Source organism: Nocardia sp. NPDC004718, assembly GCF_053601535.1.
Genome location: NZ_JBSGCA010000055.1, coordinates 1 through 12,476, shown reverse-complemented (window position 1 = coordinate 12,476; position 12,476 = coordinate 1). Strand labels below are relative to the sequence as shown.

Annotated in this window: 13 protein-coding genes, 1 pseudogene and 1 riboswitch; of the genes and pseudogenes, 4 read left to right on the top strand and 10 right to left on the bottom strand. The window is 70.7% G+C overall.

Going from position 1 to position 12,476, the window contains the following annotated elements:
- Window positions 1-53: 53 nt before the first annotated feature.
- The 5 genes and pseudogenes from ACWEH3_RS29990 to ACWEH3_RS29970 form a co-directional block, all read right to left on the bottom strand.
- On the bottom strand, window positions 54-1,058 hold the full coding sequence (locus ACWEH3_RS29990) for an ABC transporter permease (protein WP_450024572.1): 1,005 nt from the start codon (window positions 1,056-1,058) through the stop codon (window positions 54-56).
- Window positions 1,059-1,060: 2 nt separating this feature from the next.
- Window positions 1,061-2,680 (bottom strand): ABC transporter substrate-binding protein, encoded by a 1,620-nt coding sequence (locus ACWEH3_RS29985; protein ID WP_450024570.1) that lies wholly within the window; start codon window positions 2,678-2,680, stop codon window positions 1,061-1,063.
- The gene (locus tag ACWEH3_RS29980; protein WP_450024568.1) at window positions 2,677-3,789 is read right to left on the bottom strand and encodes an LLM class flavin-dependent oxidoreductase; all 1,113 of its coding nucleotides are present in this window, start codon (window positions 3,787-3,789) and stop codon (window positions 2,677-2,679) included. The genes ACWEH3_RS29985 and ACWEH3_RS29980 overlap by 4 nt, the downstream gene beginning before the upstream one ends.
- Complete coding sequence (locus tag ACWEH3_RS29975) at window positions 3,786-4,301, bottom strand: GNAT family N-acetyltransferase (RefSeq protein WP_450024566.1); 516 nt, start codon at window positions 4,299-4,301, stop codon at window positions 3,786-3,788. The genes ACWEH3_RS29980 and ACWEH3_RS29975 overlap by 4 nt, the downstream gene beginning before the upstream one ends.
- A 58-nt stretch (window positions 4,302-4,359) precedes the next feature.
- Window positions 4,360-4,548: pseudogene (locus tag ACWEH3_RS29970) on the bottom strand (ATP-binding cassette domain-containing protein); the annotation flags it as partial.
- Between ACWEH3_RS29970 and ACWEH3_RS29965 the strand changes: the two are divergent.
- Both ACWEH3_RS29965 and ACWEH3_RS29960 read left to right on the top strand, forming a co-directional pair.
- Window positions 4,545-4,745, top strand: coding sequence for a hypothetical protein (locus ACWEH3_RS29965; protein WP_450024564.1), 201 nt, complete (start codon window positions 4,545-4,547; stop codon window positions 4,743-4,745). The pseudogene ACWEH3_RS29970 and the gene ACWEH3_RS29965 sit on opposite strands and share 4 nt — an antisense overlap.
- An 11-nt stretch (window positions 4,746-4,756) precedes the next feature.
- Window positions 4,757-4,850: riboswitch (SAM riboswitch) on the bottom strand.
- 385 nt (window positions 4,851-5,235) lie between these two features.
- Entirely contained in the window at window positions 5,236-5,943 is a 708-nt protein-coding gene (locus tag ACWEH3_RS29960) for a hypothetical protein (RefSeq protein ID WP_450024562.1), read from the top strand.
- 26 nt (window positions 5,944-5,969) lie between these two features.
- Here the strand turns inward: ACWEH3_RS29960 and ACWEH3_RS29955 are convergent, their stop codons facing one another.
- From ACWEH3_RS29955 to ACWEH3_RS29935, 5 genes are all read right to left on the bottom strand, one after another.
- A complete protein-coding gene (locus tag ACWEH3_RS29955) occupies window positions 5,970-7,136 on the bottom strand; it encodes a glycosyltransferase (RefSeq protein ID WP_450024560.1) in 1,167 nt (388 codons plus the stop codon).
- Window positions 7,137-7,171: 35 nt separating this feature from the next.
- A complete protein-coding gene (locus tag ACWEH3_RS29950) occupies window positions 7,172-7,954 on the bottom strand; it encodes an LppM family (lipo)protein (protein ID WP_450024558.1) in 783 nt (260 codons plus the stop codon).
- A gap of 80 nt (window positions 7,955-8,034) precedes the next feature.
- Window positions 8,035-8,874, bottom strand: coding sequence for a carotenoid biosynthesis protein (locus ACWEH3_RS29945; protein ID WP_450024556.1), 840 nt, complete (start codon window positions 8,872-8,874; stop codon window positions 8,035-8,037).
- The gene (locus tag ACWEH3_RS29940) at window positions 8,871-10,436 is read right to left on the bottom strand and encodes a phytoene desaturase family protein (protein ID WP_450024554.1); all 1,566 of its coding nucleotides are present in this window, start codon (window positions 10,434-10,436) and stop codon (window positions 8,871-8,873) included. The genes ACWEH3_RS29945 and ACWEH3_RS29940 overlap by 4 nt, the downstream gene beginning before the upstream one ends.
- A gap of 7 nt (window positions 10,437-10,443) precedes the next feature.
- Window positions 10,444-11,055 (bottom strand): GNAT family N-acetyltransferase, encoded by a 612-nt coding sequence (locus ACWEH3_RS29935; RefSeq protein WP_450024552.1) that lies wholly within the window; start codon window positions 11,053-11,055, stop codon window positions 10,444-10,446.
- A gap of 170 nt (window positions 11,056-11,225) precedes the next feature.
- Between ACWEH3_RS29935 and ACWEH3_RS29930 the strand changes: the two genes are divergently transcribed.
- Window positions 11,226-11,666 carry an SAV_6107 family HEPN domain-containing protein gene (locus ACWEH3_RS29930; RefSeq protein WP_039797092.1) on the top strand — a complete coding sequence of 147 codons (441 nt, stop codon included), beginning with the start codon at window positions 11,226-11,228 and terminating at the stop codon, window positions 11,664-11,666.
- Between the two features lie 261 nt (window positions 11,667-11,927).
- Window positions 11,928-12,335, top strand: a complete 408-nt coding sequence (locus ACWEH3_RS29925; RefSeq protein WP_039797093.1) for a DUF3040 domain-containing protein — start codon at window positions 11,928-11,930, stop codon at window positions 12,333-12,335.
- Window positions 12,336-12,476: the final 141 nt, after the last annotated feature.

The window sequence follows — 12,476 nt, the reverse complement described above, 5'->3', positions numbered from 1 at the left end:
CGGCGAGCGGTGCGCCGAGCACGAGCCCGGCGGTACGAATGACGGGAGCGGGGTCAGGCACGGACGATCGCCTCCTCGGCGGTGTCGGCGGCGGTCTGCTCGGACTCGCCGCGCACACCGCGAGAGCGGGCGGCGATGCGCGGGTCGAGCAGCGGATACAGCAGGTCCACCGCGAGATTCACACTGACGAACACCACCGAGGTGAGCAGCACGATGCCCTGCACCACCGGGATGTCCTGCGCCAGTACCGCGGTCTGGGTCAGCCGCCCGACGCCTTGGCGGGCGAAGACCGTCTCCACCACCACCGATCCGGCGAGCATGTTGCCGACCAGGACCCCCGCGATGGTGAACGCGGGCACACTGGCCGGGCGCAGCACGTGCGTGCGCCGCACCCACCAGCGTGACCCCCCCTTGGCCAGGGCCACGTCGACGAACGGCTGACGCCAGGTCGTCTCCAACCCGGCGGTGAGCACTTGTGCGATGACCGCGCCGATCGGCAGGGCCAGGGTGAGTGCGGGCAGCACCGTGCCGGCGAAACCGTGTCCGCCGAATGCCGGAGCCAGCCGCAATTGGAACGAGAACACTTGCAGCAGGAGCAGTCCGGTCCAGAAGGTCGGCACCGAGACGCCGAGCGACGGCAGCGCGACCAAGGCGCTGCGCAGCCACGGCCGCCGGGTCTGGGTGGCCGCGAACGCCAGCGCGACGCCGCCCACGACCGCGAAGAGCAATGCGGTGCCGGTCAATTCGAGCGTGGCGGGTAGCGCGTCACCGATCGCGCCGGTGACCGGCTGCCCGGTCGCGATGGAATGCCCGAGGTCGCCGCGCACGGCGTGCCCGAGCGCGGTCCAATACTGTTCCCACAGCGGCCGATCCAGCCCGTAGCGGGCCTGCATCTCGGCGATGGCGGCCTTGTCCACCGGCGTGCCCGCGCCGCCGCCGTCGGCCGCGATCGAGATCGGGTCGGCGGGCAGCAGGTAAAGCACAACGAACGACAGCGTGAACGCCGCCCACAGCACCCAGATCGCCTGCAGTGCCCGCAGGGCCAGATAGCGCGCCATGACTACCGTCCGCTCAGCCAGGTGTCGAAGAACTGCAATCGGGCGGAGGCTTCGAACTTCAGATCGCGCGTGTTCGCGCCCGCGCCGATCGCCTGGGACAGCTCGACGGTCGGGAGCTGCAGTCCGGCGTCGAGCACCTGTTCCTGCGCGGTGCGGAAGAGCCCGTTGCGTGTCGCGGCGTCGACGGTGCCGACCTGCCCGTTCAGTGCGTCGTCCAACGCGGGGACGGGGCCGCGCGCGTTGAGATTGCGCCCTTCGAGGCCGAAGGTGGTGCGCAGAATGTCACCGTCGGCGCGGGTGGTGTTGCCGTAGAAGGAATCGAAATCCTTGCTGCTCTGGCGCGCCGTGGCCTCCGCCGAGGACACCAGGTCCAGCTTCAGCTCGACGCCGACCTGCCGCAACTGCTGCTGCACCAGTTCGAGGATCGCCTGGTTGCCCGCGAACACCTGGCTGAACAGCACCGAGAACGACAACCGCTCGCCGTTTTTCGCCCGGACGCCATCCGCTCCGGGCAGCCACCCGGCCTGATCCAGGAGCGTGCGCGTCTTCGCCGGGTCGTAGGCCAGACGTGCGGAGAGGTCGGTGTAGCCGGGTGTGGTGCTGGCGAGTGTGCTGGTGGCGGGCTTGAACTGCGGGCCGAGCACGGTGTCGACCAGTTGCTTGCGATCGATGGCGGGCAGCAGGGCCCGGCGCACCGCCGGATCGCGCAACGGACCTCTGGTGACGTTGAGCTGCAAGCCGAACGGCACACCCGGGTTGGCGGTGCTGAGCACCCGGCCACCCGCCGCCTCGATCTGCGGAGCGTCCTGCGGCAGCGCGTCGCTGATCGCGTCCAGCTGCCCGGAGGCGAGACTGCCGGTGCGGACGCCGGATTCGGGCACCACGGTGAACTCGATCTTGTCCAGGTAGGCCTCGCCCCGATGGGCGAACACCGCCGAACCCCAGTGGTAGCCGGTCCGTTTGGCCAGCGTCACCGCGGCGTCCTGGCGGTAGGCCGCGTAGGTGAACGGTCCGCTGCCGACGTTGTCGCCGAGGCAGCGCTGCTCGGCAGGCTTGGCCGTGGTCACGTCGGCCAGGATGCCGAGCGCCGCGGTCGAGGACGCCTGCAGGAACGGTGCGTTGGGCTTGCTGAACTCGACCCGGGCGGTGAGCCGGTCCACGGCCGTGGTCCCGACGTAGCCGGTGAGGTAGCTGCTGCCCAGCGGCGCCTTGCCCGAGCCGATCTTCACGACCGAATCGAACGTGTTGCGGACCGATTCGGCGGTGAGCGGCGTGCCGTCGCTGAAGGTGACGCCGTCGACGAGGTGGAAGGTGAAGACTTTCGCGTCGGGGCTCGTCTCCCAGCTCTGCGCCAGCCACGGCTTCAGCTCGCCGGTGGCCGGGTCCTGGTCGGTCAGCGAATCCACGATCTGCCGGGCGACGTAGAGCGTCTGATTGGTGCCCGCCTGGGCGGGATCCGAGCAGGTCGGCGCCTGGGACAGGCCGTAGCGCAGTACACCGCCCGGCTGGGGCGGGCCCGCGTCGCCGCCGGGCGCGGCCGAATCACTGCCGCAGGCGGCCACGGTGGTGGCCGCGGCGAGCGCGCCGGCCAGCGCGACGATTCGGTGACGGGTTCGGATCACGGGGCAACTCCAGATACTTCGGGGCGGGCGAGTTCCTCGCCCTGGTCGGGGTCGGCGTCGGCGACACCGGTCGCCAACGGTCGGCTGGGAATGCGGCGGCGCAATTCGGGCGCCACCTCGGCCTGGAACAGCTCGAGGCCGTCCAGGTACTGCCGCTCGGGGCGGCCGTCGCGTTCGGCGGACAGGTGGATCACCTCGTGGCCGAGGTGCGCGTGCTGGCGGCCGACCTTGTCGATCACCTGCTCCGGGCTGCCGATCAGCGCCGAACTGCGGGCCACGTAGTCGTCGAGGGTCTCGAACACCACCGGCAGCCCGCGTTCGCGCGCCAGCGCCAGCCGCGCTTCGAAGATCGGCCCGTAGGCCGCGAGCGCCTCCTGCGAGGTGCGCGACACCTGGAATCCGGTGGTGCCCGCGCCGACCAGCGCGTCGGCGGGGTCGTGGCCGTGGAACGCCCAGCGTTCCCGATAGTGGCGCACCAGCTCGGCATACGGCTCGATCGGGTTGGTGACGTTCGCCGAGAACAGTGGATCACCGTGGCGCGCGGCCAGTTCCACCGATTCGCGGCTGGTGGCGCTGCCGTGCCAGATCCGGATCTTCGGCTGCCACGGCCGCGGCAGTGCTTTGGCCTCGCGCAGCGGCGGACGGAAGCGCCCCGACCAGGTCACGTTGTCACCGGCCCACAGGGCGCGGAACAGTTCGTAGCCTTCGCGATTGCGGTCCCACTGGTCGTCGGGCGTGACGTGGTACAGCTGCGCCTGTGCGGCGCCGTTGCCCTTGCCGATGATCAGCTCGAGCCGCCCGCCGGACAGGTTGTCCAGCGTGGAGTAATCCTCGAAGGCGCGCACCGGGTCGAGCAGGCTCAGCGTGGTCACCGCGGTGAACAGCGTGATCCGCGAGGTGAGGGCGGCCAGGTGGGACAGGATGACCGGCGGCGCGGCGGACAGGAACGGATCCTCGTGCCGCTCGCCGACGGCGAACCCGTCGTAACCCAGTTCCTCGGCCAGCCGCGCCTGGCCGACGACGTCGCGCAGGCGTTCCCGGGTGCCGGGCAGGCGGCCGGTCCGCGGATCGGGTACCCGGGTGACCAAGGTGAACAGCAGGAACTTCACGCGATCGCTCCCAGCGCGGGCAGCTGCTTCTCGAAGGGATGCGGCCCGATCTGTTCCGCGGGCAGAGCCGGGTCGTAGAGCGCGCGGTAATCGGCGGCGAGATAGAGGGCGACCGCTTCGGGCTGACGCGGTCCGGTGGTCAGGTAGATCCGCCGGTAGCCGCGGCGCGCGATCTCGGCTTCCAGCCGCTCGAGTACGAACAGTCCGAGCCCTTGCCTGCGGTGCTCCCGCGAGGTCCAGATCCGCTTCAGCTCCGCGGTGTGCGCGTCGTAGCGCTGGAACGCACCGCCCGCCACCACTTCTCCGTCGCGGGTGACGACCAGCAGCGCGCCGTGCGGCGGCGCGAACGCGGTGGCCGGGTGCTCGCGCAACGAGACGTGCACCTCGCCGGGCGTGCGACCGTAGCGGCTGCTGTACTCGAGGGCGAGTTCGGCCAGCAGGGGCGCGGCCAGGGGGTCGTCCTGGGCGACCCGGTGCACGCGCAGTGTCGGGGTCGAGAGCGGTTGTGTCATCGGCTCAGCGCTTCTTCGGCAGGCCGGGCGGGTGCCGCCGTGCGCCAGATCGCGGACCGATCACGTCGAGCACTTCGCCGACCAGTTCCGGGTCCAGCGCGGAGGTGGGCTCGTCGAACAGGATCACGCGGGGGCGCAGCGCCAGCGCGCGAGCGATCGCCACCCGCTGCTGCTGCCCGCCCGACAGCCTGCGCGGATACGCGTCCGCCAGGTGTCCGATGCCGACCCGATCCAGCAGCAGGCGTGCCGTGCACGAACTGGGCGAGCAGGATCAGCGCGGCGGCACTGATCACCCAGCGCCAGGGATGCCGGGTCTTCGCGACGGTCGGCGTCGCGCCGGTCTCGGCGGGGGCCGGTGTTCCGGTCGGGTCCGGTTCGGTCGGCGCGGCGGCCTCGGGGGCGGCGTCCGGCGCGGTGGACGTGCTCATGACGGGTCCTCGATGATCACTTCGGTTCCTCCATCGGTCCCGGCGGAAGCACCCGCACCCGGTGACCGGGGGGTTGCTGCGACGTCGACGAGCCAGGTCTCTCGGTCGCTCTGGATGGTTGGCGCCGACCCCCTGTCAACGGATGTCAGGGGCGAGCCGAATCATGATGCCCAGCAAGGGAAGCCTGGAACAAGAGAAGTAATCACCGTGAGCGTAGATCTTGTCGACGCCGATTCATCGGATCTTTTTAGTAACCGGGCGTGCGCTGCTCTGCCGAGGGCGAGGTGAGTTTCCGCGCTTCGCCGATCCCGGGCGCGTGGCGCCGGACTGGGATGGTCCGATGCAGCATACGGCTATCGCCGACGCTGGGGAACGCCGGTGGGCTACGCGGAGGTCCGTTCCGGGCAAACAGGACTCGCCACGAAATTGCTGTGTGCAATCCCGGCTGCTGATTGCGTTTGCCGGAGTACTGTCCCCCTCGATCGTTCCGCCGATGAGGAGGTTTCGTGAACATATTGCGCCGTCTGACCCAGTTGTCCGCTGTCGCGACCAGTTCGATCGCCTTCGTGCTCGCCGGGCCGGGGGCCGCGTTCGCGGCTCCGGATGCCACGATTCCCGCGTTCCCCGAGGACTCCGTGCCGATCGCCGCCCCCGGTGACCTGTTCGGCGCGTATCAAGCCGCGCTCGACGCGTTGCGCGCGCTCGGTATCCAGCCGTTCGCGTACCCGAGCGCGTCGGCGTTCTGCCTCGACAACACCACGGCCGGTCTGGCGCCCGCCGTGGCAGGCGCCATTCCAGGGCCGTGGCCGAAGACCACAGTCCAGATTCCCGGCCAGGACCTCAGCGCCGTCAAGGCCGGGCAGGCCATGTTCACCTTCGTGCCCTACGGGCTCGGCCCGGACGGCCCGAATACCGCGGGAATGCAGGTGAGCTGGCTGAATTTGAATACCGGCCGCAGCGGCACGGCCGCCATGGGGCCGCTGCCGGAGGTCGCGCGTTCGATGGTTCCCGCGGCCGTTCCGCCGGACCAGCGGCCCGCGGCCGAGCAGGCGATCCGGGACTTCCTCGTCGCGTCCCTCCCGATGGGCGGGGTGCGCGCGGTCCCGGTGGACACCGGGAAGGGCACCGTGCTCGCCGCGATGTTCGGCACGGTGCAGAACGGCGCCAAGTCCTGCTTCTTCCTGCCGACGGTGGGAATCACCCCGGTGCCATGAGATTTCCGTCACCGCGGCACGGTCGCTCAGGGCAGCGGCCGACCTTTCCAGCGCGCCGTGCCGCGGCGACGGGCCAGGTGTGACCGCACCCACAGCAGCAGATACACCGCCACCGATACCGGATGCGCGACGGCGGCAGACAGGTCCGAAGGTTTCAGTGGGCCGCCGGTTTCGGTCGAGCGGGCCAGCAGTCGCCCGGCGACGGCGGCGAGCCAGCCGATCAGGCCCGCCCGGCGGTGCGCCCCGCGGCCGAACACCGCCACTGCGGGCGGCACCCAATAGGCAAGGGCGGCAACCAGTCCCACCGCCGCTCCACCCCTTATCGTGCCGTCGTAGGCCGACCAGAGCCAGCGGGAGTAGCCCGCGTCCAATTCCGCGGCGTCGCGATACATCCTGGTGCGGGCCAGCGGTCCCGCGGCCACCAGAACCGTGGAGTGACCGGCTCGCCGCAGCGTACGGGCGATGTCGAGGTCCTCGGTGACGCTTCCGGCCACCGCCGTGTGGCCGCCCACCGACCGGTACGCGACGTTGTCGAACACGAGGAACTGCCCGCACGCCACCGCCGTGGCGGGTCGAAGGCTCCGGTCGGCCGCGGTGACCGGCAGCGTCGAGGCCCACGACCAGCACAGCAGGGGCTGCACCAGCGCCTCCGCCACCGAGCCTGCCACTTGCAGGGGCCAGGGGGAGACCAACGCGGCGCGTCGTGCGCGCAGCGCGCCGACCGCCGCCGCGAGCGCCGTCGGGGCCAGTCGCACGTCGGCGTCCAAGAAGATCAGCACCGGCGTCGACACCTCCTCGGCCAGCCGGACGCAGGCGGCGGCTTTTCCGGTCCAGCCGGGGACCGGGTCGGACTCGCTGTGCAGCAGCGTGAAACGCGGGTCGTCGTCGATCGCCGCGCGGGCCGCGGCGCCGGTGTCGTCGGTGGACGCGTCGTCGAGGATGCGTACCGCCATGCGCGGCACGCCCACCTGGGCGCGCAGGTCGCCGATCAGCTCGGGTAGCCGGTCGGCCTCGTCGCGCGCCGGGATACAGACGGTGACCGGTTCGATCACCGTCGTCGGGGTGTTCGTCAACCGCCGCACGGTGATCCGGTTGTAGAGCGCGATGCCCGCGCCGAGCGCGGCGACCGCGGCGGCGAAGGAAGGCAGGGTCGAGTTCGCGCGCAACGTCTTCGGCAGGTCGGCACTCACCATGTGGGCCACGCTATCGCGGCACACCGACCTGTCGCTCAGCGATTCTGCGTCACCGAGCGCCACCAGCGGCTGAGAGAGAAGCCGACCTCCGGCGCGCCGGGCGCGGCGGGGTTGCGGTCCATGTACGCCATGGCCGCGACGATGGCGGCCACCGCGAGCGTGATGCCGCCCGCGATGCCGGCCCAGCCCGCGAACGAGCGGGTGTTCGGGTCGGCGTAACTGACCTCGGCGCGCAATGTGGAGACATCACCGGGCGGCAGCTTCCAGGAGACGACGTTGTCGCCCTCCCGGCTGCCGTTGGTCTTGGCGACGCGTGCCGGGAACGCGATGGTGAACTGCACGTCCGAGCCGTGCGGCGGCACCGATTTCAGATCGACCCGCCCGCTCAGGCTGACCAGATCGCCGGTGCGCTGGAATTGCAACTGGAACATGCCCTGGGTCTGCTCGGACAGCCCGCCGAGCTGCTGCACCTCGCCGAACGACAGATCCTCGAAGAAGACCTGGCTGCCCGTATATCCGTCCTGGGCGTACGGCTCCACCCGCACCTTGGCGGCCAGCGTCTCGGGCGCCTTCAGCTGCGGACCCTTGTCCCCGGGGTCGGCGGGCACCACGGCGGCGACGATCCGTCCGGACACCCGGTCGTTGGACGAGACCCCCATCGAAACCTGGACCCGCAGGCACGCTGCGAGCATCGGTACCAGCATCGCCGCGAGCAGGACGACCGAAGCGGCACGCAGGGCACGGCGTGGGACCCGCCGCGGCGGACGATCCAAGGTTTCGAGCTTCGTGGTGACGGGACTCGGCTGCACGGGTGACATCGTGCCAGGCCGTCCGCCCGGAATGAAACGCGCCACTCATCGCGCGCGTCGGCGCGCCGAGTGCGAGGAATCACCCCGGGTCAGCGGCGCGCGCGAGCCAGGACGACGAGCAGGGGAACACCGAGCACACCCATACCGGCGAAACCGTATCCGGCCGACGGCAGGAGACCGAGGAACACCGCGTGGGCCAGCGCCGACCCCAGCCAGGTCCACAGGAAAAAGGCCACCGGTACGGCGACCACGATCGCGCGGCCACCCGGTCGCGGGACCCGTACGGGATCCGGAGCCGCTCGCTCCCAGAGCGCCAGCAAGCAGCCCATCACGAGCGCGACCGCGAACCAACCCAGGTAGTTGGTCACCGGAATCAGGTCCAGCCCGGGCAGTCCGGAGCGGGTGTCACACCAGGTCCACTGCCCGTCGGTCACCATCTGCGAATCCAGGAACAGATCCCAGCCCACCGCACCCACCGCTGTCGCCACGACCCGCGTGACCGTGCGCCGTGACAACAACCCGGCCACCACCCACACCGGATATATCCCGCCGGTCCAGGCCAGCGGGACGAGCAGCGGCACTGTGAGCAGAGCGGGCCCGAGCCGGTCGGTCGCGTACTCGTAGCAGCCGAACGGTATGCCGGTCGCGGTACCGATCACCTCGGCCGTGAGCCCGATGCCGGAAACGATGATCAGGAAGCCGACGGCATAGCGGAACCCCCTGGTCGCGGTCGCGTGCGCCAGCGCGGCCGCGGCGGAGAGCAGCACGACCGCGACGGTGACACGGTCGCGCGCGCCACCCGCGGCGAGTGGGTAACCGATCTGCGCGACGATCGTCAGCACGATCAAGGCGAGTGGCAGCAGAAAACGCGCCGAGCGGTATCGGGACCGTTCTGTCGCCTCGGGCGGCAGTTCGCCCGAATCCGTCATCGTCGCAGCCACCGCGACAACCTGGGCCGGTTCAGGTCGCGCAGCGCGAGTGCGGCGGCCGTCCGTCCGCTGGCGCCGGAGACGCCGCCGCCGGGATGGGTGGACGCGCCCGTCAGATACAGTCCCGGCGCGCCCGGCACCCGCTGTCCCGCCAGCTCGGGCAGCGGACGCCACAGCATCATCTGGTCCAGCGACATCTCCACGTGCATCACGTTGCCGCCGACGAGCCCGAGTTCGCGCTCCAGGTCCACGGGCGTCTGTACGTGTCTGCGCAGCACCGTTTCCGCGAAACCGGGCGCGTAGGAATCGACTTCGGCGATGATCCGGTCGCCTTCCCGCTGCGCGAGGCCGGCCCAGTCCGCCCCGGAGGCCGGTCGGTACGGGTGCCATTGCGCCCACAGCGACATCTGGTGCTCGCCGGGCGGCGCGATGGTCGGATCCACGGCGCTGAAGCTCATGGCCAGCACGACCGGTCGCGGCGGGAGGTCACCCGCCAGCGCCGCGCCGTGCGCACGACGCAACTGCGCGCGATCGGACACCAGAAATTGCAGGCCGCGGGCGGAGTGATCGATCGGACTGCCGGGATAACGGGGCAGCGCCGAAGTGGCGGCCCGCACCACCATCCCGATCCCGGGACCGACGCGGATGCGCGTGCGCCAATCGTCGAGCACCGCACCGTCGAAGCCGCCGTCGCGGAGCAGGTCCAGGGTGGTCAGCACGTGGCAGCCCGCGATCACGGTGCTCGCGCGCAACTCCCGGCCCGAGGCGGTGCGCACCCGCCAGCGGTCCCCGTCGCGATGCAGGGCGGACACCGCGTCGCCCGCGGTCACCACCCCGCCGTCGGACCGCAGCCGCGCCACCAGCGCGGTGGTCAGCGCCCCGCTGCCGCCGACCGCGCGCCCCGGTGGCAGCGTGTGCATGAGCGCGGCGAAGCCGACCATCGGCGCCGTGCCCGGCTCCGACATCGGCGGCCCGGACTGCGCGCCGAACCAGGCCAGCGACGCCTTCAACCGTTCGTCCTCGAAGAACGCGTCCAACAGGGCGTCGCCGGATTGCAGGAACTCTCGCGAGAGTGCGCTGCCGCCGTTCTTCGCGTCCAGTCCCCAGAACGACCGCACCAGCCTGCCCGGCGTCGGTGCGCCGCCGAACGCCCGCATCACCCTGGCGCTGCGCGGACCCCACACCCGGACGAACCGGCGGTAGGCGTCCGCGTCCCGCGGGCCGCAGGCCGCGGCGACGGAGGCGCAGGTCGCCTCCAGGTCGCGATGGAACACCAGGGCGGGGCGATCCGCGTGCGCGGGCGTGAAACCCCATGGGTCGCAGTCGATGTACCGCAGGCCGAAACGGTCGAGTTCGAGGTCCTCGACGATGCCGGTGTGGCGGATCATGATGTGCGCCGACGAGCCGCGATCGACCCGGTGGCCGGGGAACCGCTCGACCGTCGACACCGCTCCGCCGAGGACCTCGTCGCGTTCGAGCACTTCGACCTCGTGCCCGGCGCGGGCGAGGTAGCACGCGGCCACCAAGGCGTTGTGGCCCGAGCCGACGACGATCACCGCCATGTGATCCTCACAGCGGCAGCCGCCTGCCGAGGATCGCGAACGGCCGGTTGTCGCCCGCGAAGACGAAATTGCGGACCACGTCGGTGAATCCCTGCCTGCGATACAACCGCCAGGCGCGGTTGTCCTCACCGGCGACCTCGGGCGTCGACAGCAGCACCGCCCGCTCGGTGCGGTCGCGCAGCAGCCGTTCCAGCAGCGTGCCGCCGATGCCGCGGCCCTGCGCGGCCGGATGCACATGCAGCTCGGTGAGCTCGAAGTAGTCCGAGAGCAGTTCGCGCGCGGAATGTTCCGGCCACCCCGAACGCCGCATTCCGCTGTGCACCTGCTGATGCCACCATTGGTGCGCGGCGCCGCGATAGCCGTAGGCGATCGCCACGATCGGCGCGTCGCGCAGATCGATCCGGCCGGAGTCGTCGGGCAGCACCGCGGCGACCGCCTGCCAGCCGGGCCTGGTGGTGTGCTCGGTCCACATCGGCGCGCGATGGTTCTCGGTCCCGCGCGGATAGTCCATGGCGGCCACGTAGACCGCCAGCGCGTCGTGCAGCCGGGAGCGCAGGGCCGCCACCGAGAGATCGATGACGGCGGGTGCGGGAGTGTGATTGGGCTTGACGGCGGTCATGGCTCTCGTCGGTCGCGCGGACGCGGAAAGTTGTCGGTGGGCGTCTCTATATTGAAGCTCAATTCAAACGTTCGAATACCTGTTCGGTCCGGGCGGTGCTGGAAAGCGGTGGGGCACGCCGTCTCCAGCGCCGCATACGGGCCAAGGTACGCGAGGGTGGAGGGACGGCGATGTCTGGTCGAGTGGAACATCCGGGCCGGCCCGGCCGGGCCGGCAAGTTGCTGGAGCGCGCGGACGGGTTGCTCATGCAGGCGGCGGGGGAACGAGATCCGCGGGAACGGTTCCGCACCGCCTACCTGGCGGCGCTGCGCGGTGCGGGCGCGGTGATCGCGCTCACGGGCGCCGATGCCGCGCCCAGGGCGCGCTCGCGCAACGCGTGGGTGCTGATGCAGCGCGCCGCGCCGGAATTCGTGATGTGGGCGGACTACTTCAGCGCGCGCTCGGAGATCCGGGCGGCGCTGGAGGCGGGCCTGGACCGGAATGTCGACGAACACGAGGCGGACGAGTTCTCTTCGCGGGTGGCGGCATTCCTCCACGACGTGGAAGATCTCCTCGCGGCATCGGCTCGGTTGCGGCCCGCCCCCGGAGTGACCGGCGGGATGACCGCTTAGTTATCGGCGTGTTGGCCTACCTTCACCTTCGCCCCGGCGATGCGCGGGCTGGTTACGGAACAGGTCCGACTGTGCCCATCAGGCGTACCTCCGCCTTCGCTGCGGCCGTGCGCGGGCTGATGACGGACTAAGTCCGACTGTGCCCATTAGGTGGTCTGGCCCTGATCGAACTCGTATCATTGGTGACAGATGGCCGCCAAGGTCGGCTATCTGTCGTCTACCCGGAGGCGACAGCCACGTCCTAGTGCCGGGGGAGGTACCGTGCCACTCTCCGAGCACGAGCAGCGCATGCTCGAACAGATCGAGAGCGCTCTCTATGCTGAGGATCCCAAGTTCGCCTCGTCCGTCCGCGGCGGACGGCTTCGTTCGACCTCGAGTCGTCGCAGACTCCAGGCCGCGGCGTTGTTCGTCCTCGGCCTCTTTCTCCTCGTCGCAGGCATCGCAGCGCCCGTGAAGCCCGGCGGCTTTCCGATCATCAGCCTGATCGGGTTCATCGTGATGTTCGGTGCCGGCGTGCTCCTGCTGCTGGGCACCTCCAAGAGCATCGCCAAGAACGACCGGTCCGGCGGGCAGGCATCCTCCGGCGGCGGGCGAGGGCGCCAGCGCAAGTCCGGCGGTTTCTCCGAGCGCATGGAGGATCGCTTCCGGCGGCGGTTCGAGCAGGAATAGCTCGCCCGTAGCCTGACAACTTCAGCACGACCGGCGACGCCGCACCGCAATGGTGCGGGGGGGCCGGGGAGTGGGTGGCACCCAAAAAACCCCGCAACAAAAATGGGGACGACAAACGCCACCCCCCCCACCACCCCACCA

Excerpts from the sequence above, each read along its gene's own strand:
- ACWEH3_RS29990 (WP_450024572.1), bottom strand. The coding sequence starts at position 1,058 with ATGGCGCGCTATCTGGCCCTGCGGGCACTGCAGGCGATCTGGGTGCTG.
- ACWEH3_RS29975 (WP_450024566.1), bottom strand. The coding sequence starts at position 4,301 with ATGACACAACCGCTCTCGACCCCGACACTGCGCGTGCACCGGGTCGCC.
- ACWEH3_RS29955 (WP_450024560.1), bottom strand. The coding sequence starts at position 7,136 with ATGGTGAGTGCCGACCTGCCGAAGACGTTGCGCGCGAACTCGACCCTG.
- ACWEH3_RS29950 (WP_450024558.1), bottom strand. The coding sequence starts at position 7,954 with ATGTCACCCGTGCAGCCGAGTCCCGTCACCACGAAGCTCGAAACCTTG.
- ACWEH3_RS29945 (WP_450024556.1), bottom strand. The coding sequence starts at position 8,874 with ATGACGGATTCGGGCGAACTGCCGCCCGAGGCGACAGAACGGTCCCGA.
- ACWEH3_RS29940 (WP_450024554.1), bottom strand. The coding sequence starts at position 10,436 with ATGGCGGTGATCGTCGTCGGCTCGGGCCACAACGCCTTGGTGGCCGCG.
- ACWEH3_RS29935 (WP_450024552.1), bottom strand. The coding sequence starts at position 11,055 with ATGACCGCCGTCAAGCCCAATCACACTCCCGCACCCGCCGTCATCGAT.
- ACWEH3_RS29930 (WP_039797092.1), top strand. The coding sequence starts at position 11,226 with ATGTCTGGTCGAGTGGAACATCCGGGCCGGCCCGGCCGGGCCGGCAAG.